At 70.3% G+C, this 22,342-nt stretch carries 18 protein-coding genes; 7 read left to right on the top strand and 11 right to left on the bottom strand.

Going from position 1 to position 22,342, the window contains the following annotated elements:
- Positions 1-52: 52 nt before the first annotated feature.
- Positions 53-1,330 carry a phage baseplate protein gene (locus ACWDX7_RS10180; protein ID WP_451491811.1) on the bottom strand — a complete coding sequence of 426 codons (1,278 nt, stop codon included), beginning with the start codon at positions 1,328-1,330 and terminating at the stop codon, positions 53-55.
- Between the two features lie 132 nt (positions 1,331-1,462).
- A complete protein-coding gene (locus tag ACWDX7_RS10175) occupies positions 1,463-2,443 on the bottom strand; it encodes an aldo/keto reductase (RefSeq protein WP_451491810.1) in 981 nt (326 codons plus the stop codon).
- A 454-nt stretch (positions 2,444-2,897) separates the two neighbouring features.
- Between ACWDX7_RS10175 and ACWDX7_RS10170 the strand changes: the two genes are divergently transcribed.
- Together ACWDX7_RS10170 and ACWDX7_RS10165 are read left to right on the top strand one after the other, a co-directional pair.
- The gene (locus ACWDX7_RS10170) at positions 2,898-4,379 is read left to right on the top strand and encodes a UDP-N-acetylmuramoyl-L-alanyl-D-glutamate--2,6-diaminopimelate ligase (protein WP_451491809.1); all 1,482 of its coding nucleotides are present in this window, start codon (positions 2,898-2,900) and stop codon (positions 4,377-4,379) included.
- 60 nt (positions 4,380-4,439) lie between these two features.
- A complete protein-coding gene (locus ACWDX7_RS10165) occupies positions 4,440-5,381 on the top strand; it encodes an endonuclease/exonuclease/phosphatase family protein (protein ID WP_451491808.1) in 942 nt (313 codons plus the stop codon).
- Here the strand turns inward: ACWDX7_RS10165 and ACWDX7_RS10160 are convergent.
- The 7 genes from ACWDX7_RS10160 to ACWDX7_RS10130 form a co-directional block, all read right to left on the bottom strand.
- A complete protein-coding gene (locus ACWDX7_RS10160; protein WP_451491807.1) occupies positions 5,365-6,879 on the bottom strand; it encodes a hypothetical protein in 1,515 nt (504 codons plus the stop codon). The genes ACWDX7_RS10165 and ACWDX7_RS10160 overlap by 17 nt on opposite strands.
- The gene (locus ACWDX7_RS10155) at positions 6,872-10,672 is read right to left on the bottom strand and encodes a bifunctional glycosyltransferase/CDP-glycerol:glycerophosphate glycerophosphotransferase (protein WP_451491900.1); all 3,801 of its coding nucleotides are present in this window, start codon (positions 10,670-10,672) and stop codon (positions 6,872-6,874) included. The genes ACWDX7_RS10160 and ACWDX7_RS10155 overlap by 8 nt, the downstream gene beginning before the upstream one ends.
- 358 nt (positions 10,673-11,030) lie before the next feature.
- Positions 11,031-12,203: a hypothetical protein gene (locus ACWDX7_RS10150; RefSeq protein ID WP_451491806.1), complete on the bottom strand. Its 1,173-nt coding sequence runs from the start codon at positions 12,201-12,203 to the stop codon at positions 11,031-11,033.
- Positions 12,204-12,453: 250 nt separating this feature from the next.
- The gene (locus ACWDX7_RS10145) at positions 12,454-13,473 is read right to left on the bottom strand and encodes a hydroxyacid dehydrogenase (protein WP_451491899.1); all 1,020 of its coding nucleotides are present in this window, start codon (positions 13,471-13,473) and stop codon (positions 12,454-12,456) included.
- A gap of 2 nt (positions 13,474-13,475) precedes the next feature.
- The gene (locus ACWDX7_RS10140) at positions 13,476-14,414 is read right to left on the bottom strand and encodes a carbohydrate ABC transporter permease (protein WP_451491805.1); all 939 of its coding nucleotides are present in this window, start codon (positions 14,412-14,414) and stop codon (positions 13,476-13,478) included.
- Positions 14,411-15,226 (bottom strand): carbohydrate ABC transporter permease, encoded by an 816-nt coding sequence (locus ACWDX7_RS10135; RefSeq protein ID WP_451491898.1) that lies wholly within the window; start codon positions 15,224-15,226, stop codon positions 14,411-14,413. The genes ACWDX7_RS10140 and ACWDX7_RS10135 overlap by 4 nt, the downstream gene beginning before the upstream one ends.
- 274 nt (positions 15,227-15,500) lie before the next feature.
- Positions 15,501-16,826: an ABC transporter substrate-binding protein gene (locus ACWDX7_RS10130; protein WP_451491804.1), complete on the bottom strand. Its 1,326-nt coding sequence runs from the start codon at positions 16,824-16,826 to the stop codon at positions 15,501-15,503.
- Between the two features lie 229 nt (positions 16,827-17,055).
- Here ACWDX7_RS10130 and ACWDX7_RS10125 point away from each other — a divergent pair, with 229 nt between their 5' ends.
- Positions 17,056-18,240 (top strand): zinc-dependent alcohol dehydrogenase, encoded by a 1,185-nt coding sequence (locus ACWDX7_RS10125; protein WP_451491803.1) that lies wholly within the window; start codon positions 17,056-17,058, stop codon positions 18,238-18,240.
- A gap of 129 nt (positions 18,241-18,369) precedes the next feature.
- On the opposite strand, the gene ACWDX7_RS10120 is transcribed toward ACWDX7_RS10125, so the two are convergent.
- Both ACWDX7_RS10120 and ACWDX7_RS10115 read right to left on the bottom strand, forming a co-directional pair.
- On the bottom strand, positions 18,370-19,407 hold the full coding sequence (locus ACWDX7_RS10120) for an NAD-dependent epimerase/dehydratase family protein (protein WP_451490738.1): 1,038 nt from the start codon (positions 19,405-19,407) through the stop codon (positions 18,370-18,372).
- Positions 19,404-20,117, bottom strand: a complete 714-nt coding sequence (locus ACWDX7_RS10115) for an HAD family hydrolase (protein WP_451490904.1) — start codon at positions 20,115-20,117, stop codon at positions 19,404-19,406. Before ACWDX7_RS10115 ends, ACWDX7_RS10120 begins: the two co-directional genes overlap by 4 nt.
- 228 nt (positions 20,118-20,345) lie before the next feature.
- Between ACWDX7_RS10115 and ACWDX7_RS10110 the strand changes: the two genes are divergently transcribed.
- The 4 genes from ACWDX7_RS10110 to ACWDX7_RS10095 are packed head-to-tail and all read left to right on the top strand — an operon-like array spanning position 20,346 to position 22,321.
- A complete protein-coding gene (locus ACWDX7_RS10110) occupies positions 20,346-20,633 on the top strand; it encodes a CDGSH iron-sulfur domain-containing protein (protein WP_451490739.1) in 288 nt (95 codons plus the stop codon).
- A 28-nt stretch (positions 20,634-20,661) separates the two neighbouring features.
- Complete coding sequence (locus ACWDX7_RS10105) at positions 20,662-21,327, top strand: nucleotidyltransferase family protein (RefSeq protein ID WP_451490740.1); 666 nt, start codon at positions 20,662-20,664, stop codon at positions 21,325-21,327.
- Positions 21,324-21,578 carry a BON domain-containing protein gene (locus tag ACWDX7_RS10100; RefSeq protein WP_451490741.1) on the top strand — a complete coding sequence of 85 codons (255 nt, stop codon included), beginning with the start codon at positions 21,324-21,326 and terminating at the stop codon, positions 21,576-21,578. Before ACWDX7_RS10105 ends, ACWDX7_RS10100 begins: the two co-directional genes overlap by 4 nt.
- Positions 21,575-22,321 carry a metallophosphoesterase family protein gene (locus tag ACWDX7_RS10095; protein WP_451490742.1) on the top strand — a complete coding sequence of 249 codons (747 nt, stop codon included), beginning with the start codon at positions 21,575-21,577 and terminating at the stop codon, positions 22,319-22,321. The genes ACWDX7_RS10100 and ACWDX7_RS10095 overlap by 4 nt, the downstream gene beginning before the upstream one ends.
- Positions 22,322-22,342: the final 21 nt, after the last annotated feature.

Genomic DNA, 22,342 nt, shown 5'->3' with positions numbered 1-22,342 from the left:
GTCGTCTCCTTGACGGGGCCGGGAAGAAACAGGGAGCCGTGGAAGGCGGCGGTCAGTTCCAGACCGCGCTGAAACTGTCCAGCTGGGCCCAGGTGATGGCGTTCGTGCTGCGGCCCCCGTAGAGCCGGAGCTGACGGCTGGTGTCCGCCTCGACGTGCGCGACGCAGTGACCGCCGTTGTTGTTGCGGGGCACGTTGGCGCCGACCGGCAGGCTGGGCACGAGTGCGTCGGGCAGCGTGCCCAGCACGGCGTCCGCCGTGAAGTTTCCCTTGACTCCGCCGCTCAGTTGCAGGGTCGTCGTCCCCGCCATGCTGATCAGCCGTCCCTGGGGGGCGTTGCCGTCGACGGAGACCCCGCTCGCCAGTTGGATGGGCCGCCAGTCGGTGAGCACCTTGACGCCGTCGGTCTCCGGCGCAGCCGACAGCGACAGGATGGTGCAGGTGCGCGGGCCGGAGTCGTCGCAGGCGAACCCGAAGTGCACGTGCGGTATGCCGCCGCGCACCGATACGGCCATTCCCTCGGGCTCGCGGTATTCCAGGCCCGGCTGCGCCCTGACGAACTGCTGGTCGAGGACCAGGCCGGTGGACCAGTCGACGGCGGTCAGGTAGGTGTTGCCCGGGGCCGGGTTGGCGGGGTTGTCGGCGGCGATGGCCTCTCCGGCCAGCATGTAGAGGACGCCGCCGAGCGAGGCGTAGCCCTGGAAAACGCCCTTGGGGTCGGGCTGGGGGATCCGCCTGATGGGCTCCCACACGCCGGCGGCGGCCTTCGCCAGGTCGTACGACTCGTACTTCATGCCGCCGCTCTTGAAGCGGACGACGAGCCGGTTGGTGGTGGGGTCGATGGTGCAGGTGACGTTGGTCGCGCCGGCCACCGGCGTGTACGGCTTGGCGTGCAGCGGACTTCCGTAGTCGAGAACGGAGTCGGTGCGGAAGGGGAAGTGGGTGACGGCCGTGCCGTAGCCGTCCTCGTCGTCGCCCGTGGGAACGGCCGCGGTCTCCGTCCAGAGGTAAGAGACGCCGGCGCGGTGTTCGACGCCCATGGAGACGCCGTGGCCGAAGCCCCGCAGGTACATGAATCCGGTGACGGCGCCGGCCTGGCTGAGGCGGGTGACGGCCAGATCACCGTTGTCCGCACGCTGGGGTCCGGTCTTCGGGCCGGACTCACCGCTGAGGGTGAGGCCGCCTTGGACGACTTGGAGGACGAAGATCTCCGCCGTGACCGGGTCGATACCGAAGGACTGCATCACGGTGGAGTTCTTGAGCGGCCGCCGGTGGAGCAGTTTGCCCACCGGGCCGGCGATGTCCATCTGTCCTTCGACACTCGTGCTCAACACTGCGCCCCTGTCGGTCGGCTCGTCCCGGTTGTCCTGACCTCGTCAGTCTGACATGACGATCAAGGACGCCTCGATCCGAGTCGGCGGCCGGCGGGCTCCTCAGATCCGCGCCCTAGAGGGCACCCGGCTTCAGGGCAGCGGTACGCCGCGCGCCGTGACCCACAGGTCGTACCACTCCTCGTGCGTGAGGCCGGGCTCGCGCACGGCCGCGTCACGGCAGGCGCGGATGCGCTCCGGGCGGGCGGTGCCGATCACCGGTGCGATGCCCGCGGGGTGCCGGCTCAGCCACCACAGCAGGACGGATTCCGGCGTCGTGTCCTTCTGCCGGGCGAGCTCGGCCAGGAGGTCGGCGGTGGCCCGCTCGGCGGGCGTGCGCTGACCGCCGGTGAAGCGGCCCTGCGCCAGCGCGCCCCAGGCCTGCAGGCGGATTCCGTGGTCGCGGCAGTGCTCCAGCGTCCCGTAGGGGAATCCGTTGCGGGCGGCCTCGGGCGTGTTCAGCAGCACGCCGGCCTCCACCCAGTCGCGGCTGTGCAGACTCATCTCCAGCTGGTTGGCGACCAGCGGCACGTCGAGGCGGGCCTGGAGGTGCGCGATCTGCGCGGCCCCCATGTTGGACACCCCGAAGTGCCGTACGAGGCCCTGCCGGTGCAGGGAGCCCAGCGCCGAAGCGATCGAGTCCACGTCGGCCAGCGGATCGGGCCGGTGCAGGAGGAGTACGTCGAGTACGTCGGTGCGCAGGCGGGTCAGGCTCTCCTCCACCCGGCGCGTGATGCTCTTCTCGCGCAGGTCGTACCTGCCCGGACCGTCCTGGCCGGCGAGGCGGATCCCGCACTTCGTCTGCAAGGTGATGCGGCTTCGCAGTCCCGGCGTCCGGGCGAGGACCTCGCCGAACACGGCCTCGGCCTTCCCGTGCCGGTAGATGTCGGCGTGGTCGAAGGTGGTGATCCCGCTGTCGAGGGCAGCGCCGATCGCCGCTTCGGCGGCGTCGATGTCACCGGGCCCGTACGGTTCCGGCTCCCAGCTCCCGCCCAGCCCCATGCACCCGTACAGCACCCGGCCGCCGTCCATGCCCGCCCCCGTGTCGGTCCCCGCCCTCGTGTTCGTCTCCACGGCGCAACCCTAAGGCGTGCCGGGTGCATCCCTCAGGCGTATCGGTGCGTCGCGGGCGCCGGCGATGTGGGCTTCGGGCCGCTCGACCGCCCGTACACTCGGCCCATGGGTCGCACATGCTCTTCGAGGGAGTGCCCGCAGCGGGCGACCTCTGGGCTGTGCCCGGCCGCCGCGGCGCCCGAGACGCGCCGTATCGCCTTGCACGGCCACGGCTAGCGGTGTTCCGCGGTCCCGTGCGACGGCCCCGGGCGGGCCACCCGGGCCCCTCTTCCGGCTGACTTTTCCTGCGCACCCCGAGCGGCACTCCCCCCGCCGGGCCGAACCGCCCGCGTTGTTCTCCTCGGCGAGCGCGCACCTCCGCTCCACATCACCACCGCAGTCTCCGGCGCGCCGCCGGTGCTGCCGCCCGGCTACGGCCGCCCGACCGCGGCCGAGCCACCTCGAAGGGAACATTGTGAAGCTGAGCGACTTGCTGGCCGGGCAGGAGCACCACGTCCTCCATGGTGACCCGGAGCAGACGTTGATCACCGCGGGGACGACCTTCGACGCCGACCGGGTGATGCCCGGCTCGCTGTTCATCGCGGTGCCCGGCCATCGCGAGGGCGGGCCCGGCTCCGTATCGCCCGCGCTCGCACGCGGCGCCGCCGCCGTACTCGTCGACGGCACGGCGCCGGCTGTGCCGGCCTCAGTATGGCCGCCGGGCGCGTGCGCCGTGCGGGTGCCCGACAGCCGGACGGCGGCCGCGGTGGTGACCTCCCGCTACTTCGGCGAGCCGGGGCGGCAGATGGACATGGTGGCGATCACCGGCACCAACGGGAAGACCTCCGTGGCCTACATGGTCGAGTCCGCCCTGCGGATCGCGGAGGGCGCGAAGGTCGGGGTGATCGGGACGGCCGGCAGCCGGATCGGCGACGAGCCGATCCCGATGCCGCGGTCGGTGCTGACGACGCCGGAGTCGCCGGACCTGCAGTACCTGCTGGGATGCATGCGTGACCGCGGGGTCACCGGTGTGGTGCTGGAGGCCACCTCCATGGGGCTGCTGACGCACCGGATCGACCGTACGTTCATCGACGTCGGAGTCTTCACCAACCTGACCCAGGACCACCTGGACGATCACGGGACCATGGCGAACTACCGCGATGCCAAGCTGCGCCTCTTCCAGGGCCTGTGCCGCCGCGCGGTGGTCAATGCCGACGACCCGGTCGGCGCCGGGATCGGTTCGATGATGCCGGGGGCGGTGACCACGTACGCGCTGGACGCGCCGGCGGACTACCGGGCCACCGACCTCGTGGTGAGCGCCTCGGGCACGCGGTTCACCCTGCACCACGACGGGCGCACCTACCCGGCGTCGATCCCCGTCCCCGGCAGGTACTCGGTGGCCAACGCGCTGGCCGCCCTGGCGGCCTGCCACGTCCTGGGCCACGAGCTGGGCCCGCTGGTGGCCGCGCTCGCTTCGACGCCTCCCGTACCGGGCCGCTTCGAACGCTTCGAGACTCCGGGCGGCACGTCCGTGATCGTGGACTACGCCCACTCCCCCGACTCCCTGAGCAAGGTACTGACCACCATCCGCGGTTTCGCTCGCGGCCGTGTCATCACCGTCTTCGGTTGCGGCGGCGACCGGGACACCACCAAGCGCGCCGACATGGGCCGGATCGCCGGGGCCCACTCCGACCTGTGCGTTGTGACCTCGGACAACCCCCGCCACGAGGACCCGGAGGCGATTTTGGACCAGATCGCCCCGGGTCTCACCGAGACCGGCACGCCCTTCCAGCGGTTCGCCGACCGCCGTGAGGCCATCGCCTTCGCCCTGTCCGCGGCGAGCCTCCAGGACACCGTCCTCATCGCCGGCAAGGGCAGCGAGCCGCATCAGATCGTCGGCGAGGAGCTGCTGCCCTTCAGTGACATGGCCACCGTGCGCGAGCTCTCCCGGGCGTGACCGCCCTGCGCGGCGGCCCCCGATGTATGGCCTGACCGGCCCATACCTGATGATGTCGGGATGCAGAGACAGAAGCAGACCAGGACGCGGCCGCTTCGCCGCCGGCTCGGCCGCACGGCGGCGGTCCTGAGTCTGCTCACGTCCGCGGCGTGCACGTCGGCGGACCCGGCCCCGTTCCCCTTTCCCGGCCCGGTCCCCGCCGGCGGCGAGTCGGCCCAGCTCCCTGTCGCCACGTGGAACATGTGCGGCGTGCGGCAGTGGAGCTGCGAGGAGACCGGCAGCCCGAAGGACAAGTTCCAGCAGCTGCGTGCCCTGGTCGACGGATCCGGCGTGCGCGTCGTGCTGCTCCAGGAAGTGTGCTCGGACGATCTACTGGCCGCGGCCCTGCGCCTCGGCTCGGAGTGGCACAGTGCGTTCGAGCCGTACGTCGAGGTGGACGCGGAGGGCCACCGTACGCCCGTCGACTGCACCGGGCAGGGCGAGGGCCAGGCCGGCTACGGCCTGCTGGCCGCTTCCCCGCTCACCGATGTGGAACCGGTGCAGACCCAACAGCCCACGGTCGGGCTGCACCGCGGGATCCTGTGCGCCTCGGTCCCGGTGCAGGGCATACGGGTGTGCAACGCCCATATCGCCATGCCCGACAGTGACGTGGCCCACCCCGATTGGGAGCTCCGGGACGACCAGCTCCGCTCGCTCGTCGCGGCGGTGGCCGACGACGGCCTCACCGTGATCGGCGGCGACTTCAACGCGGCGCCGCCGGGCAGCCGGGACGCGGCCGCCTGGATATGGCCGCCCGAGATGTACAGCGCGTACCAGGAGTGCGACCAGAAGGGCGACTCCCGGACGGGACGCCCCACGTACAAGACCGGAACGAAGATCGACTACCTCTTCACGAACCTGCCCCGCACCGCCTGCGACGTGGTGGACACGAAGGATTCCGACCACCGGCCCCTGGTGATGCGGGTGAGCCGTCCCACGGCCGGGGTCAGTACCGCGCCGTGAAGTGACCCTGCGAGGGCGCCCCGTATCCGTTCACCATGGTGAAGGGGAGGGTGGTCCAGAGAGATGCGTTGCCCGCCGCACCGACCGCGATCGCTTCGACGAAGTGCGCGCCTTCGTTCCAGGCCCAGCCCGGCTCCCACACCCAGCTGCCGTCGCTCATCACACCGCAGGTCCCCAGGCCCACACCGCCCTCCTGGAAGTCGACTCGCACAGCGCCGGGGGCGTATCCCATGAAGCTGACGAGCGGGCCCGGCACCTGCTGATGGGCGGCCGGTGCCGTCACCGTGAGCACGAGGGGCTGGGCCGGGATCGGCACCGACATCGGTACGGGCGTGAGCGTCGGGCCCGTCCCCGCCACGGGTTCGGCCTCCGGGTCGAGCGCCGTGAAGCTGACTTCGGTGCGCTCGGACTGGTAGTTGTTCGCATCCGCCGCGAAGAGCCGCACGACATGGCGTCCCTTGCCCCACGGCTTGGCCCGCTCCCATGTCCAACTGCCGTCGCCAGCGACGGGCGCGGTTCCCTGATACTTGCCGTCCTCCCAGAAACTGACGCGTACCGCGCCAGGAGCGGTCCCGACGAAACGGATGAAATTCGCGGGTATGCGCTCGTCCGCCATCGGCGTCGACACGACCGGCCTGGGGAACGAGTCCCCCTTCACCTGGGAGGTCTCCTCCAGATAGGCATCGATGGCGGACGTGTCCCGGCCCGGCTGCTCTTGGCCGTTGCGGACCACGCCTATCCTGGGGACGATTCCGTCGACGAGGAGGTTCAGCAACCCCATGATCGTGGGGAGATTGCGCAGCGTCACTTTTCCGTGATCGGTGATGAGGGGAGAGTCGTTGTACACGAAATTGAAGTTCTCGTACCCCTGGAACAGCCCCAGGAAGGGCTCCACCTGCCGCGCGTACTGATCGTCCTGAGGCGAACTGATCAGGTAGATGTTGGCCGAGCGATTCGCCCCGCTGCGCACCACGTCGGGCAGGACCGAGTCGAGGATGCGCACGTTCTCCTCAGTCACCTCCCCCATCATCATGCGGGCGGCCCCCGGAATGCCTTCCCTGACGTACGTCCCGATCAGGAACTGGGGCACGCTGGCCACGATGTTCCTGAAGCCGTATTTCAGGCCGAAGTGCAGGGCCGCGCTGCCGCCCTTGGAGCTGCCGAACATGGTGCACTCGTCCGGCGACAGCGACAGTGCGTTCAGGACGCGGGAGATGAGCCCGGCAACGGACCTCTCCAGGGAGAAGTCCATCCCCTTGCACAGGTAGTAGCTGTTCGCGCCGTCGAAGAGGTCGCGGACCCAGAGGATGTTCGAACGGACCTTGTCGAGGACGCCGTTCGACCAGCCGTACTCCCCGGGCGCGGTGAAGTTCGCGAACACGACGACGAGATGCCGGTTCCCGTTCTTGGCGTGGGAGAACCGGTATTCGATGGGCACCGGCCCGGAGGAATCCACGCCCGTGAAGATGCGGCGCGCGTTCTGGGCTGCCTTAGACATGTTCGGAATCCAATCCCCGCACCCGCTGCCGCGGCATCTGATTGAGGTTGTTCTGAGGCCAGGGAGCGGCCTGATCTGCCTGATCGGCCAGGTCGTAACCGGTCGGGCCCTGCCCGGCCGCCTGAGCCCGAGCCCGAGCGGCCGCCTGCGCCTGGGACTGGGCCTGTGCCTGCGTGGGATCGAGATCCCCGCCGGCGATCAGGATGCGGTCGGTCAGCCGGGCCGCGGCGTAGCCGTCGTCCAGGTCGCAGAACTCCTGCTGGAACCAGCGGTAGCGGGCCGCGTAGTCGTGCTGGATGCGGTCGATGTTGCGGATGGCGCCGATCAGTTCCGGCGAACTGAACAGCAGCGGGCCGGGCGCGGACTGCTCGAAGTCGAAGTAGAAGCCGCGCAGGGTGTCCCGGTAGTGATCGAGGTCGTAGGTGAAGAAGAGGATCGGCCGCCCGGTGTTGACGAAGTCGAACATGAGGGAGGAGTAGTCCGTGATCATCACATCGGTGATGAGGGAGAGGTCCGCCATGTCCGGGTAGTCGGATACGTCGAAGACGAAGCCGTCACCGGCGCCCGGTACGGGGTCCACCACGTTGGGGTGGCGGCGCACGAGCAGCACGTGGTCCTGCTGCAGCTGCGCGCGGGCTTCCTCCAGGTCGATCCGGAAGTCGAGCTTGTACTTGCCGGGCGCGTAGAACTGGTCGTCGCGCCAGGTCGGCGCGTACATGATGACCTTCTTGCCCGGCGGAAGCCCGATGCGGCGCCGTACTTCCGCCGCCCGCTGGCCCGAGTCGGACCGGCGCAGGATGTCGTTGCGCGGGTAGCCGCTCTCCACCATCTCGCCGGGGAACTGGAAGGCCCGCTTCAGGATGGGGGTGCTGAAACTGTTCGGGGACACCAGCATGTCCCAGTTCTGCACCTCCTTCTCCACCCGCTCCAGGTACCGCTTGTCCGCGAAGTGCACGGCTTCGATGTCGTGCCCGATGCGCTTGAGCGGGGTGCCGTGCCAGGTCTGTACGACGATCTGCCCGTCGCGCTTCTGGAACCAGTCGGGCAGGTGGTTGTTGGCGATGATGTAGCGCGCCCGGCCCATGGCCTCGTACCAGTCGGGCGACCACATCCGCACCGGCCGGGCGGTGGGGGGCACGGCGACCTGGTCGTCCCGCACGACCCACAGGTGCTCGACGGGGACGCCCCTGCGGACCATCTCCTCGTGCAGTGCCCGGGGGCTGTCGGAGTACTGGGTCCCCTTGAAGGCGTCGAACAGCACGGCCTGCGTGACGGGCTTGCGGCGGGCGTTCGGGTACGTCTTGGTCCGCATCAGCTTCTGCCGGTAGGGGCCGCGAGCCTCGTCCGGCATCGCCGAGTGGACCAGCAGTGAGAGGCGGTCGTAGGCCTCTGCCTGGAGTTCGTAGCGCCGTTCGCGCACGGTCACGTCACTGGGGAAGGACGGGATCAGCTCCTGGGTCATCTTGACCATGAGGTCCTTGGAACGGTCCTCCGCGGGGACGGTGGACACGTCCTCGCGGCGCAGGTAGAAGTCCCAGCGGCCGGAGGCCAGCGGGATGTCCCCGGCCAGGGTGCGCATGGCCGCGGGTGAGAGGACGAACCGGAACTCCCGGCCGTACCAGGTGATGGGGACGGCGCGCTCGGCTCCGTGGGCGCGGGAGCGTACGACGATGTGCGCGGCGGCGTACTGGGGCGCGGTGAGGGTGTCCTCGGCGGCGTAGCTGACCGCGACCTCCAGGGATCCGTCCTCCCGCCAGGTGGCCGCTGTGGCCAGGGGCAGGGTGTCGCGCTCGAAGAGCACGACGTAGCCGGAGCCGTTGCGGTGCACGAAGACCTCGCGGTCGCCCCGGTCGGTTTGCAGGTGCGCCGGAAGGCGGTAGTGGCCGTCGGTGGCGTCCTCCGCCATGACCGGGTAGAGCGGTCCCTTGCGGCCCTCGACGTGGAAGGTGGTCCTCCAGCCGTTGCTGCCGGTGTTCCAGGTCTGCGGGATCCCGTCGTCGGAGCTGCCGCGGTGCCCGGGGACCAAGGCCTTGACCGGGATGCGGGTGACGAAGGTGCACCAGCCCTCGCCGCCGGGCCTGAAGTTGACCCAGGAGTCGTGCTGTCCGGCGCCGCCCATGCTGGTCACCCGGAACTTGCCCCATTCGGGGACCTTGGTGCCCAGGTACACACCACCCACTTCGAGGTGGTCGCCGACGAGGCGGTGCCGGGTGATGCGGCAACGGACGCGCTCGACACGGAGTTTGAGCTTGCCCTGGAGGAAGAGGGGAAGCACCCGGGTGTTCTTGTCGACGTACTGGTAGGGCGGGTTGGCCGCCGTGCCGGCGCCGCCCCGGGCTATGCCCTTGTAGCGGAACAGCCCGCGGCTGAGCACGCCGGCCGCCACGTCCCAGGTGCCCTCGACCCATTCGCCCTTCCGCTTGAGCCGGCTGGTGTCGATACGGACCTGGAAGCCCGACCAGTCGTAGCAGTAGCGGTTCTGCCCGGAGTGTTCGGTGGCCTGCGGGTAGTAGGTGGTCTTCGCCTTGGCCACCACCACCCGGCCCTGCTTCTTGTTCCGGAGCGCGATCGCCTTCATCGACATGTGCCGTTTGTGCACATTGATGAAACGGATGTACGCCGACCCTTCGAGGGTCAGGTGCTCGGCATCGTCCCAGTGGGCGCGGGTCAGCGACCCGTGCAGCGAGAGTTCCTTGTCCAGCCGGTAGGCGCTCTTGTCGAGGCCTATCGAGCGGTCCCCGAGGTAGGGGTAGTTGAGGTAGCGGTGCAGACGCCGCTGAACGGGCATCGGCCCGCCCTTGCGTTCGAACTCCACCACGTCGAGCAGCTCTTTCAGCCTGCCCTCGCGCACCAGCAGCCACTTGACGCGGGCGTCGGCGGGCAGCTCGTCGATGATGTCCTCGTCGGCCTCGTCCAGGAACTCGTTCGCCCATCGCATGAAGGCGTCCCGGTACTCCTCGTCGGCATCCGGCAGCACCTTCAGGTGCAGCATCAGGTCCGACTTCAGGCAGGCGAGGTCGTACTTCCTCTTGTGCTCGCTGTACGACCTCGCGCGGTGCCCGGCGAGGAAGCGGCTGACCGACTGCACGGCGGCGACGCGGTCCTGGAGGTTGCTGAACTCGGTGTGTCTCTGCGTGATCGAGGGGGCCGCGCCGCCCTCGCGCCGGCGCCAGAAGTAGACGACGTCGGTGAGGATGTCGACCTTGGCGGCCCGGAAGTGGGCAAACATGTTCACCCAGGAGTCCTCATACATGACGCCCTCGGGGAAGGCGATGTAGTGGTAGTCCCAGAAGGACCGCCGGAACACCTTGTTCCACACGGTGCGGTCGTAAATGAGGGCCGGCAGCTTGGTGATGTGCGTGCCGCGCCTGCTGCGCTGCATGGGCGCCCGGTGCAGCGGGGACTGCCACTTCTTGGTGGAGTTCATCATCTGGACGTTGCCGGAGACGAAGTCGGAGCCGGAGGCTTCGAGCGTCTGCACGAGCAACTCGTAGGCGTACTCGGGGATGACGTCGTCACCGTCGACGAACGCGAGGAACTCGGCGTCGGGGCAGGCGGCGCGAATGCCGACATTACGGGCGTGTCCCGGGCCCATGGACTCTTGCCGGATGAGCCGGAAGCGGGGGTCCCGGCGACAGAATTCCGCGGCGATGGCGGTCGAGGAGTCGGTGGAGCCGTCGTCGACCATGATCACTTCGAGGTCTCGGAACGTCTGCCTCGCTATCGACTCCAGGCACTCCCGGAGGTATATCTCGACGTCCTGGAAGGGCACGACGACGCTCAGGCGGGACATACCTGCCACTCGGAAAACTCCTCGATAGTCACTCGTTCCAGCTCGCGGGGGCCTCCCGCGGCACACTGCCGGACCCGTCCCTCGCCCCGGCCGCCCGCCACTCCGTGCGACGTCAACGCGCCCCACCGACCTTCAATCCGCACACTTATGCGATCCTCACAAAGATCTGGGCAGCGTAAGCCAACGGGTTGACGGCGAGCAAGTATTCACAGGGTCACCACGGCCTCAGAAGTTCGCACATGTGAACGTACACTTCCCGATGCGGCGTGACGAAAAGGCCAACTCACGCCAATTCGGGGCGCGGTCGAGGGGAATCCACCGCCGCGTCCCGACAGACGGACACACACGGTGAGGAAGGTCACCCGACGCGACGCCAGGCGCCGAAACCGAGGCCCGCATGGCCCCCCTGGCCGACGTCCATGAGGTCCTGACGGGCGATCCGCAGCCCACCGTCCTCCCCGATCATCGCGATCGTGATCGAGCCGTACCCGTCCAGGGCGATGGCCGGCAGCCCGGCGCACCGCTCCCCCAGGGGGGCCCACCAGGCCCCGTACTGCTCTCCGTGCGTGGGGTAGGCCGCGATTTCCGGATACCCCTCCGCGCCCCGCTGCAACAGAACGGTGCAGTCATAACCGTTGACGTGGGCCCGGGTGACACCCACCGGGCCGACGCCGCCCGCACCGCCCAACGGCATGAGCGGCGCCGGCACGCCACCCGCACCCCACCGGGGGCGGTAGGCGATGACGCTGCCGTCCGCCGGGTGCCGCCAGAAATGGGTGCCGATGCCCAATCCCGTCTCGTACGCACTGTATGTCCCGTCGATGGCTTCGGCCTCGGTGCGGCCGAGCCACCTGAAGGCACTCCCGGGGCGGTCCTGGGCCCAGTACGAGGCCCCGCCCCGGAAGGGCGCCACGAATTCGGCCCGCCCTTGGGAGGTCACGAGCGGCACGACCGCGCCGCGGGCCCATTTGCCCTGATAGTCCGTCCAGCTCCCCCACTTGCCGTCGGCGGCCTGTGTCCGGCCGCGCACACCCTCGCCGAAGCGGGTGACGAGAACGTGCAGCGAGCCCCCGCCGTCGGGGAGCAGCACCGGGTCTCCCGGAGCGGGCGCGGCCTCCTGTTCCGCGGCGAAGGGATTGCCGACCGTGCGCCAGTCGCCCAGCGGCCGGCCGGTCTGGTACTGAGCGGCGATGACGAACTCGTAACCGCCCGGAACGTCCTCCCGGTAGCGCGTACCGGCGAACCAGACGAACCCGTGGGAGTCCTGGGCCAGCGTGAACCTTCCGCCCCACCCCTCGACGCGGAAGAGGTCCGGCCCGTGCCAGACGTCCGATCCGGGCGCCGACTCCGTCCAGCGCACCAGGCCCTCGGCGCAGCTCGCATAGGCGGTGAGCCGGCCGTCGCGTCCCAGGCGGAGCCAGCCCGAGGTCTCGTATCCCCCGGCGGCCGCGGCGGCTATCTCGGAGTCCGGGACGGCGGGCGTACCGGAGGTGACGTCCCGCCCCGATTCCGCACGTCCGCGTCGCACCATGTCCTCAGCCCACTCCTGCCCGCGCTCGTCCCTCGTCTCCGACCGGCCCGGCGGGCCGGGGGACAACTTACGTCAGTGTGCGGAGGCGCCGATTCCTGGGGCGGGTGTTCCGGCGGACTCCAGGCCGGGCCAGCTGTACCGCGCCCGCCCGGCATGGGTTAACTTCGTGTCTATGCCCTGAAGTCCGTATATAGCCAGCGATATCGACCTTATGGGCGCTCACTGGCGCCGAGCCGGTGCGCGGCTCTCCTCAGGCAGAACGTGGCAGTTCGTCCCGGGTGACGCCGTGGGCGAAGGGCAGCCCCCGCGCGTACCGCTCCACCTCCTCGACGGCCCAGTGCGCCATGCGCCCCAGTTCATTGCCGAGCGAGCCGGCGATGTGCGGGGTGAGGAGCACGTTGGGCAGGGTGTACAGCGGCGAGCCGGCGGGTGGCTCGTCCGGGTCGGTGACGTCGAGGACGGCGTGGATGCGGCCCGCCTCCAGTTCGGCGACGAGGGCGTCGGTGTCCACGAGGGAGCCCCGGGCGGTGTTGATGAGGGTGGCACCGTCGGGCAGGCGGGCGAGCATCTCCCGGTCGAACATGTGGTGGGTCTCCGGCAGTTGGGGTGCGTGGATGGAGACCACATGGCTGCGCGCGACGAGTTCGGCGAGCGGAAGCGGCCGGGCCCCGAGGGCCGCGGCCTGCGCCGGGCTCACGTAGGGGTCGTACAGGAGGACTTCGAGGTCGAAGGGCCGCAGGAGCTCGATGACGCGGCGGCCGATGCGGGAGGCGCCGACCACGCCCACGGTGCGCCGGTAGTTCCCGTATCCGGCGAACCGGGGCAGGAGGTCGTACGCTGCCTGCTCGCGGCGGTAGAGCCGGGAACTCTCCAGCACCCGCTTGTTGGCGAACAGGATCGCGGCGAGGGTGAACTCGGCGACGGGCAGGGCGTTGGCGGCAGCGGCCGAGGAGACGGCGATGTCCCGCCGCCAGACGGCGGGGGTGACGTGGTGCTTGACGGAGCCGGCCGCGTGGACGACGGCTTTCAGCGCGGGCAGGCGGCGCAGCGCGTCCTCGTCGAGGAGCGGGGAGCCCCAGTGGGTGAAGAGGACCTCGGTACGGGTGAGCAGCTCGGGGTCGGCGGCCCGGTAGTCGGTGACGACGAACGCCGTGTCCGCGTCCGCGATGCGGGCCAGCCGCTCCAGGGCGCCCGTGTCCAGCAGGGTGCGATGGATCGCGGTGCCCATCGCGAGGACGGTGCGCGGGGCGTGCCGTACGGGGAGGGCCATGGTCACTTCACCGCACCCGCGGTCAGGCCCGAGCGCCAGAAGCGCTGGAGGCAGAGGAAGGCCGCGGCGAGCGGCAGGACGGAGACCAGCGAGCCGGTGATGAGGAGGGCGTACTGATCGGGGTACTGGCTGAGGGTCGCGTTCCAGTTGAACAGGCCGAGTCCCACGGGATACAGCTCGTGGTCGTTGAGCATGACCAGCGGCAGGAAGAAGTTGTTCCAGCTGCTGGTGAAGGAGAAGAGGAAGACTGTGACGAAGGCGGGCGCCAGCATCGGCAGGGCGAGGGAGCCGAAGACGCGCAGTTCGCCGGCGCCGTCCATGCGGGCGGCCTCCAGGGTCTCGCCGGGGACGTAGCCCTCGGAGAAGATCCGGGAGAGGTAGACGCCGAAGGGGCTGACGAGGCCGGGGACCAGGACGGCCCAGTAGCTGTTGACGATGCCCGCCTGGGAGGCGAGCAGGTACATGGGCAGGGAGATGACGGTGGCGGGCACCAGCAGGCCGAGCAGGACGAATCCGTAGAGCTTCTCCTTGCCCGGGAAGTCGTACTTGTCGAAGGCGTAGCCGGCGGCGAGGCTCAGCAGGGTCGCGCCGAGGGAGCCGAGGACCGAGTAGACGAAGCTGTTGAGCAGCCAGCGCCCGAAGATGCCCTCGTTGTAGGCGAAGAGGTCGGCGATGTTGGTGAGCAGGCTGAACTCGCCGAGGGTGAAGCCGGGCTGGCCGAACAGGTCGGTGTTGTTCTTGGTGGCGGCGAACAGCAGCCAGGTCAGGGGCATCAGGGTGTAGAGCGCGACCAGGGCGAGGACGCCGTTGACCGCGGCTTTCGAGGCGAGCGGCCCGGCGCCGGTGCGGGTTCGGGGCGGGCGCGTGCGCCGGCGGTTCGAGTGGCCCCGGGAGGGCCGCTCGCCGGGCTCCGTGGTCTTGTCCGCGGTGAGAGTGCTCATGCTTCTTTCCACCGGTTTCCGAGCCTGGTGACGACATAGGAGAGCAGAGCGCCGAGCAGGGCGAGGATGAGCGAGGCCGCGGCGGCGATCCCGTAGTCGTGCTTGGAGAAGGCCGCCTGGTAGATGAACATCGTCGGGGACCACTCCGGTGACAGGGCGGTGGCGTCGTAGCGGAAGGTCTCCGGCTCGGTGAACAGCTGAATGGCGCCGATGCAGGTGAAGAGGGTGGTGAGGACCACCGAGGAGCGGATCGTCGGTAGTTTCACGGACAGCGCGGTGCGGATGCCGCCGGCGCCGTCGACGGTCGCGGCCTCAAGCGTCTCGCGCGGGATGGCCTGCAAGGCCGCGTAGAAGATCACCATGTTGTAGCCGATCCACTGCCAGGCGGTGGCGTTGGCCATGGAGAAGAGGATCGCGTCGTTCCCGAAGAAGTCGACCTCCGCTCCGGCCCAGGCGAGGAACTGGTGGACGGGGCTCAGACCGGGGGTGTAGAGGAACACCCAGATGACGGCGGCGATGAGACCGGGCACCGCGTGCGGCAGGAAGGCGGCGAGCTGGAAGAACCTTTTGGCGCGGGCCATGGCCGAGTCGATGAGGAGGGCGAGGGTGAGAGCTCCGCCGATCATGACGGGAATGTAGACGGCGCAGTACGCCGCGATGTGCAGGAAGCCCTGCTGGAGGGCCGGGGCGCTCAGCGCCCGCAGGTAGTTGTCGATGCCGCTGAAGTAGGTGCGCGTACCGCCGAAGCCGAGGCCGGAGGACTGTTCGCGGTAGAGGCTCAGGTAGGCCGCGTACCCGATGGGCACGACCATCACGGCGAAGAAGAGCACGACGAACGGGCCCGCGAGCAGGGCCGCGGCGCCGCGCTCGCCCGGTCGGCCGCGTCGGTCGGGGCGGGGCGGTGCGGCACTGCTGCGGACGATCGGTACTGCCACCGGGGGCACCTCCGGGGCCGAAGGAAGAAGGGGGCGGGGCGAAAAGCCGGGGACGCGTGCGTGGAGCTGAGGGGAAGGGCGGGAAGTCGGGGGCGAGGGTCGGGCGTCTGGGCGGGGGCCCGGTGAGTGGTCGCCGGGCCCCGTACGGGCGCTACTTCGCCAGCTTCAGCCCGCGGTCGTTGATCAGTTTCTGCGCCGTGGCCTGCGCGGTGTCGAAGGCCGGCGCGAAGTCGCCGTTCTCGGCCTTGGCCAGGGCGGCCACGAGATCGACCGAGGTCGCGTTGTGGACCGGGCTCCAGACCCAGCCGGTGGCGATGTTGGGGACCTGCGCGGAAGCGGTGGCGTAGATGTCCTGGCCTCCGTAGAACCTGGTGTCGAAGGAGGCCTTCGCGCTCGCGCGCAGCGCCTCGTCGGCGGGCAGGGCACTGGATGTGCCGGAACTCAGGCGGGCCTTGACGGCTTCCGGGCTCGTCGTGGCCCACTTGATGAACTCGGCTGCCGCCGCCGCCTTCTTGCTGTCCTTGATGACGGCGAAGGAGGAGCCGCCGACCATGCCGACCTTGCCGTCGCCCCAGCCGGGGAGGGCGGCGGAGGCCCACTGGCCTTCCTGCTTCGCCTGCTCGGTCTTCAGGCTGCCCGCGCTCCAGGAGGCACCGAGGCGGGTGTAGACCTTGTTCTCGGAGGTGGCCTTGGTGGATTCCGGGCTCCAGGCCTTGTGGTTGAAGACCAGGTCGTCCTTCACCAGGCCGCCCCAGTACTCCGCGACCTTCCGGGTGGGCGCGTCGTTGATGCTCACCTTCCAGGCGTCGCCCTCGGTGCCGTACCACTGCGCGCCGGCCTGCTGGGACAGGCCCGCCCAGGTCGCCGCCTCGTCGCTCCAGAAGGAGGTGATACGGGCCCCGGGGTCGGCCTTCTTGATCTCTTCGGCGGCGGTTCTGAACTCCGCCCAGGTCTTGGGCACCGCGATCTTGCGCTGCTCGAAGAGGTCCTTGCGGTAGTAGAGCATCTGCGGTGCCACGTCGAAGGGCGCCGCCCACTGCTTGCCGCCGAGGGTGACGAGCGCCTGGACCTGCTGCGGCTGCTTCTTGACGGTGGCGCCGAGCAGCTGGGAGGAGTCGGCCAGCAGGCCCTGGGTGACGAGGTCGGGAACCGCCTGGTACTCGATGTTCATGACGTCGGGGGCGTTGCCCGCCTTGACCGCGGCGGCGAGCTTGTCGTATCCGCCGGCCAGGCCCGCGGGCACCTCGGCGAATTTGACCTTGATGTTCTCGTGGGTCGCGTTGAAGGCCTCGGCCGTCTGCTTGGTTCCGGGCATCCAGGACCAGTACGTGATCTCCACCGGCCGGGTGGCGCTGTCGGCGGCCCCGGCCTGCCCCGAGGCGTCGCTGCCGCCGGCTCCGCAGGCGGTGGCCAGAAGCCCGAGAGCGGTGAGGGAGGCGGTGGCGGCTATGCGGTACGTACGTGAAGTGCGCGACATGCACGGCTCCTACGGGACCTCGTACGGAAGGAGGATGCGAACGAGCACCATGGTTTGTCCGAAAGCGATCACAGTCAAGAGCGAACGCACACAACAATCGAAACGATCATTTCAGACAGCGACCACCCGATACGATCGGTCCTGGCGGAGCACCGAACGGCGCATGGTCGTGGGACCCGGCGGGCAGGCGCAGCTGGTCCCCTCGCAAGCCCGTCGCGGAGGCAAGACCATGCGCGCATTGACCTGGCAGGGCACGCGGGACGTCCGCGTGGAAAGCGTCCCGGATCCTCGGATCGAGGACCCCGCCGACATCGTCGTCAAGGTGACGTCCAGCGGGATCTGCGGCTCGGACCTGCACCTCTACATGGTGCTGGGCCCCTTCCTGGATCCCGGGGACATCCTGGGCCACGAGCCCATGGGGATCGTCGAGGAGGTCGGCCCGGAGGTCACCGCCCTCCAGCCCGGCGACCGGGTCGTCGTCCCGTTCAACGTCTCCTGCGGGCACTGCTTCATGTGCGACCGGGGCCTGCATTCCCAGTGCGAGACCACCCAGGTCCGCGCGTACGGGAAGGGCGCCGCCCTCTTCGGCTACACCAAGCTGTACGGGCAGGTGCCGGGCGGGCAGGCCGAATACCTCCGGGTGCCCTTCGGCAACACCTTGCCCGTCAAGGTGCCGCACGGGCCGCCGGACGAGCGGTTCGTCTACCTCTCGGACGTCCTGCCGACGGCCTGGCAGGCCGTCGAGTACGCGGACGTGCCGCCCGGCGGTTCCCTCGCCGTGCTCGGCCTCGGGCCGATCGGGCTGATGGCCGCGCGGATCGCGCTGCACCGGGGTGCCGGGCTGGTGATCGGCATCGACCTGGTGGCGGCTCGCCTGCGGCGGGCGGCCTCGTACGGGGTCCACACGCTGGACCTCACCGAACACGGCAAGGGACTGACCGGGGCGGTCCAGGACCTGACCGACGGCCGGGGCACCGACTCCGTGATCGACGCGGTGGGCATGGAGGCCCACGGCTCGCCGGTGGCCGCGGCGACGCAGCGCATCACCGGCATGCTGCCGGACCCCCTCGCGCGGGCGCTGATGGAGCGCGCCGGGGTCGACCGGCTGCAGGCCCTGCACACCGCGATCGAGCTGGTGCGGCGCGGCGGGACGATCTCCCTGTCCGGCGTGTACGGCGGTGCGGCGGATCCGATGCCCATGCTGACGATGTTCGACAAGCAGATCCAGCTGCGGATGGGCCAGGCCAACGTCCGCGCCTGGGTGGATGACATCCTTCCGCTGCTCGACGGGGGCGATCCGCTGGGTGTGGAGGGCTTCGCCACCCATACGATGCCGCTCGAAGACGCGCCGAAGGCCTACGCCATGTTCCAGGCCAAGGAGGACGGCATGATCAAGACGCTCCTCAAGCCGTAAGCCGCCGCAGAGCGGCACGGGGCCGCACACGAGACACGAGAAGCCGCTGCACCGCCCGTGACGGTACGGGCGGTGCAGCGGCGGTCCGGGCGGTGCAGTGGCCTGGCGGGCGTGCAGCGGCCGGGGAGCTCAGGCCGCGAGGGGCGCGGTGTCCAAGCCCGCACCCTCGCGCAGGCCTTCCAGGAATTCCTCGAAGACCTCGACGGAGGTCCGGCTCGGCTCCCACCCCAGCTCCTCGCGCGCCCGGGACCAGTCCAGCATCGGCAGGCGCAGTACGGCGTCGAAGAGGTCGGGGGACGCGGGCACCACCCGCAGCCGCCAGGCGACGGAGAGGGCCGTGCGGACCACCGCGGTGGGGACCGGCACGCGCCGCGCGTCGAAGATCCCCGCGAGGGCGGTCGCGTCCAGGGGCGGATCGGCGGCCAGGTTGAAGGCGCCGCGCACGGGACGGATGACCGCTCGCCGGTACGCGTCGGCCGCGTCGTCGGTGTGCAGCGCCTGGAACCGCAGCCCCTGGAAGTCGGGCACCAGCGGGATCAGCCCGGGCCGGACCAGGCGTCCGGGCACCAGCCGGCCGGCGAAGATCCGCCGCTGTTCGGAGGCGGACTCGCGCTTGAAGAGGAAGGTGGGGCGCATCCGCACCACGCGGATGCCGGGATGCTCCTGCTCGTAGGCGTCGAGGACCCTTTCCAGGTAGGCCTTCTCCCGGCAGTACGCGGCCTGCGGCCAGCCGTGGGTCGGCCAGGACTCGTCCACCGCGCGGTCCTTGGGCCCCGGTGAATAAGCCCCGACGGAGGAGGCGTGGACGAGTACGGGCACGTTCGCCGCGGCCACGGCCTCGAAGACGCGGACGCTGCCGAGGACGTTCGTCCGCCAGGTCTGCGCGGGGTCGTGGGTCGGTTGGAACTTCCAGGCCAGGTGCACCACGGCGTCGGCCCCGGTGAAGAGCGGCGCGAGGTCGGGCCCGCCCGGCTCGATGTCCACGGCCTCCCACTGGGTCTTCGGCGGGTGCCACTCCGGGGTTCTGCGGGCGAGCCCGAGGACGGAGACCACGGCCGGGTCCTCGGCGAGGGCCCGCACCACGCTGGTTCCGACGTTTCCGGTGGCGCCGACGACCACGACGCGGGCTCCTTCGCCGCCCGGCGCGGCGGATGGGTTCGTTGTCATGCCTCCCTGTCCTTTCCGTCAGTCCGTGCCGTGCCGTCCCCGCTCGCCGGTGTGTCGGCGAACGGGCTGCGGTCGAGGTTCGCGAGCAGGTCCGCGGGGTGCCGGTACACGGCGCGGGCGCCTGCCCCTTCGAGGTCCGTCCGCGGGATGCCGCCGCAGAGCAGGCCCACGCAGGTCACCTCCGCCCGGGCACCCGCCTTCATGTCCCACACCGTGTCGCCGACGAAGACGGCGGTGTCCGGGGGCGCGTCCACGAGGCCGAGGGCGTGCTGGATCGGGTCGGGCGCCGGCTTTCCCTCCTCCACGTCGTCCGAGCTGGCGGTCGCCGTGATGGCGTCGTCGGCGCCGATCGCCTTCCTCAAGGCCTCCAGCTCGGTGCTGCCGGCGGAGGTGACCAGGACGACGCGCCACTCGCGCCGGTGCAGCTCACGCAGCAGCTCGGCGGCGGAGCGCAGGCCCGGCAGCCGGTCGAAGTACGTACCGTAAAGGGTGTCGTGCGCGGCGCTGAGCTCGCCGTCCGCGCCCGCGTCGCGGTCCTCACCGAGCAGGTGCGCGACCAGGTCCTTTCCCGGGAGGCCGATCGCCCGGTGGATCTCGTGCATCGGAATGTGGTGGCCAGCCTGCCGCAGGGCCTCCCACCAGCACGTGACGTGCAGGTGGTTGGTGTCGGCGAGGGTTCCGTCGACATCGAAGAGCGCGGCGCGATTCATGTGCATCCCCATGTGCCCACTCTCTTGAGCTCGGACCCGTTCATGGACGAGCTCTTCGTACGGACGTTCCCGCTCGCCGCCGCGTCGGCCGGGGGCCCGGGCTGAGCCGCGCGCGAGCGGGGCGGCGGTGGCTTCGATCACGGGAAAGGGCATGCGCGGCGCCTACCCGCTCGGGCGAACCGCACGCATACGGGGTTTCGGCGGCGCTCCAGCGGTTACTCGCTTCCCATGACTTCAAGGGGAACGGCAGCGGTGCCGCCGGAGCACGGCGGGCCCTCGACGGCCGGCGCGGGGCGCGTCGTACGGGAGCCTGAGCCGGGCGGTCCCGAACTGGTCGAGGGCCCGGTGGAGCGGGCCCGCCGGGACGGCTCGATCGCGTACTCCGACCGGCCCGTCGTCGCGCTGTGCACCTGCCGGCGCAGCAGGATCTTCCCGTGGTGCGACACCAGTCACCGCACCCGTGTCCGCGGCCGGCCCGGGGACGCGCCTGAGGAAACGCCCCCGGCCGACGAGTGATGGACGAGTGATAACAGTGAGGCACTCCGTGATCAGTCAACCAGTGAACGCCTCGGGGGGCGGAGTCAATGTGCCGGAGAGCCTGAGCCCACCGGTGGTCTCCGACGGCCAGCTGCCGAAGGACCACACCCAGGCGATCCTGGAGGTGACCAAGCGCGTGGCCGCGCTGCTGAAGCAGTCCGGCCAGCCCTTCGCCCTCGCCGGCAGCGTGGCTGCGTTCGCCCACGGCGTGCCGGCCTCGTTCCAGCACGACACCGACTTCTGCGTCCGGCCCGAGGACGCGGACGCGGTGATCGCGGCCCTTGAGGAGGGCGGCATCGCGATGCGCCGGGCGCCGGAGGACTGGCTGGTCAAGGGCCGGTCGGCGGGCGAGGAGATCGATCTGATCTTCGAGCTGGCCCGGCGTCCCGTCTCCACCGAGTTGCTGGAGCGGGCGCCCGTCAAGGCGGTGGACTCGGTGTGGATGCCGGTGCTGGCTCCCACCGATCTCATGGACAGCCGGCTTGCCGCCCTGTGCGAGCACTACTGCGACTACGGCGATCTGCTGCCCATGGCGCGGATGCTGCGCGAACAGATCGACTGGGAACGGCTCGACCGGGTCCACCGCCAGTCTCCGCTGGCGGACGCCTTCCTTTACCTCCTCGAACGGCTCCACGTCATCGAGCCCCGGGAGCGGACGGAGGGGACGTCATGACGTCCACGGAGATCATCGACTACCGCATCCAGCACCTGCGGGACCGCCTGGCCCGGGAGGACATCGCCGAGCTCGGCGTACGGATCGAGACGCGCGGCGGTCGCGCCCTGGTGTGGGGCAGCGTGTCCACCGCGGAGTGCCGGTCCGCCGTTCTGCGGCTCGCGGAGGAGGAGCTGGCGGGCGTGCCCTGGCACGACGACCTCACCGTGAACTGCCCGGACCCGCCCGCTCATCCCGAGGAGTTGTCGTGATCCGCATCGCCGCCGTCGGGGACATCCATCTGGGGCCGGGGAGCGAGGGTCTGCTGCGCCCCGCCTTCGACACCCTCGGGAACTGCGCGGACCTGCTGCTGCTCGCGGGCGACCTGACCCGGCACGGGACCCCCGAGGAGGCCCGGGTGGTGGCCGGTGAGGTGGCCGGGCTGCCGGTGCCGGTGGTCGCCGTACTGGGAAACCACGACTACCAGAGCGACCAGGAGACGGAGGTCGTCCGGGAGCTGAGCAAGGGGGGCGTGCATGTTTTGGAAGGCGACGGGGTCGTGCTCGACGTGGACGGTACGAGGGTCGGCATCGCGGGGACCAAGGGGTTCTGCGGGGGTTTCGTCGGGCGCAGTGCCAGCGAGTTCGGCGAGCCGGAGATGAAGGCTTTCGTCCGGTACACCCGCAATTGCGCCGAGGGGCTCGGCCGGGCGTTGCGCGAGCTGCGCGACGAGGGCTCGGACCTGCGGATCGCCCTGACGCACTTCTCGCCGGTACCGGACACGCTGGCGGGTGAGCCGCCGGAGATCTATCCCTTCCTCGGGAGCTATCTGCTGGCGGAGGCGATGGACGAGGCGGGGGCGGATCTCGCCGTCCACGGCCACGCGCACATGGGTACGGAGCACGGGATGACGGCGGGCGGGGTGCGGGTGCGCAATGTGGCGATGCCCGTCATCAACCGTGCCTTCGCGATCTACCACCTCTCCCCCAACGGGTCGGCGCGCGCCGCGCACTGATCGGGGGGGCCGGGCGAGGCC

Source organism: Streptomyces sp. NPDC003034 (assembly GCF_053591375.1).
This window is presented reverse-complemented; position numbering and strand designations above follow the sequence as displayed.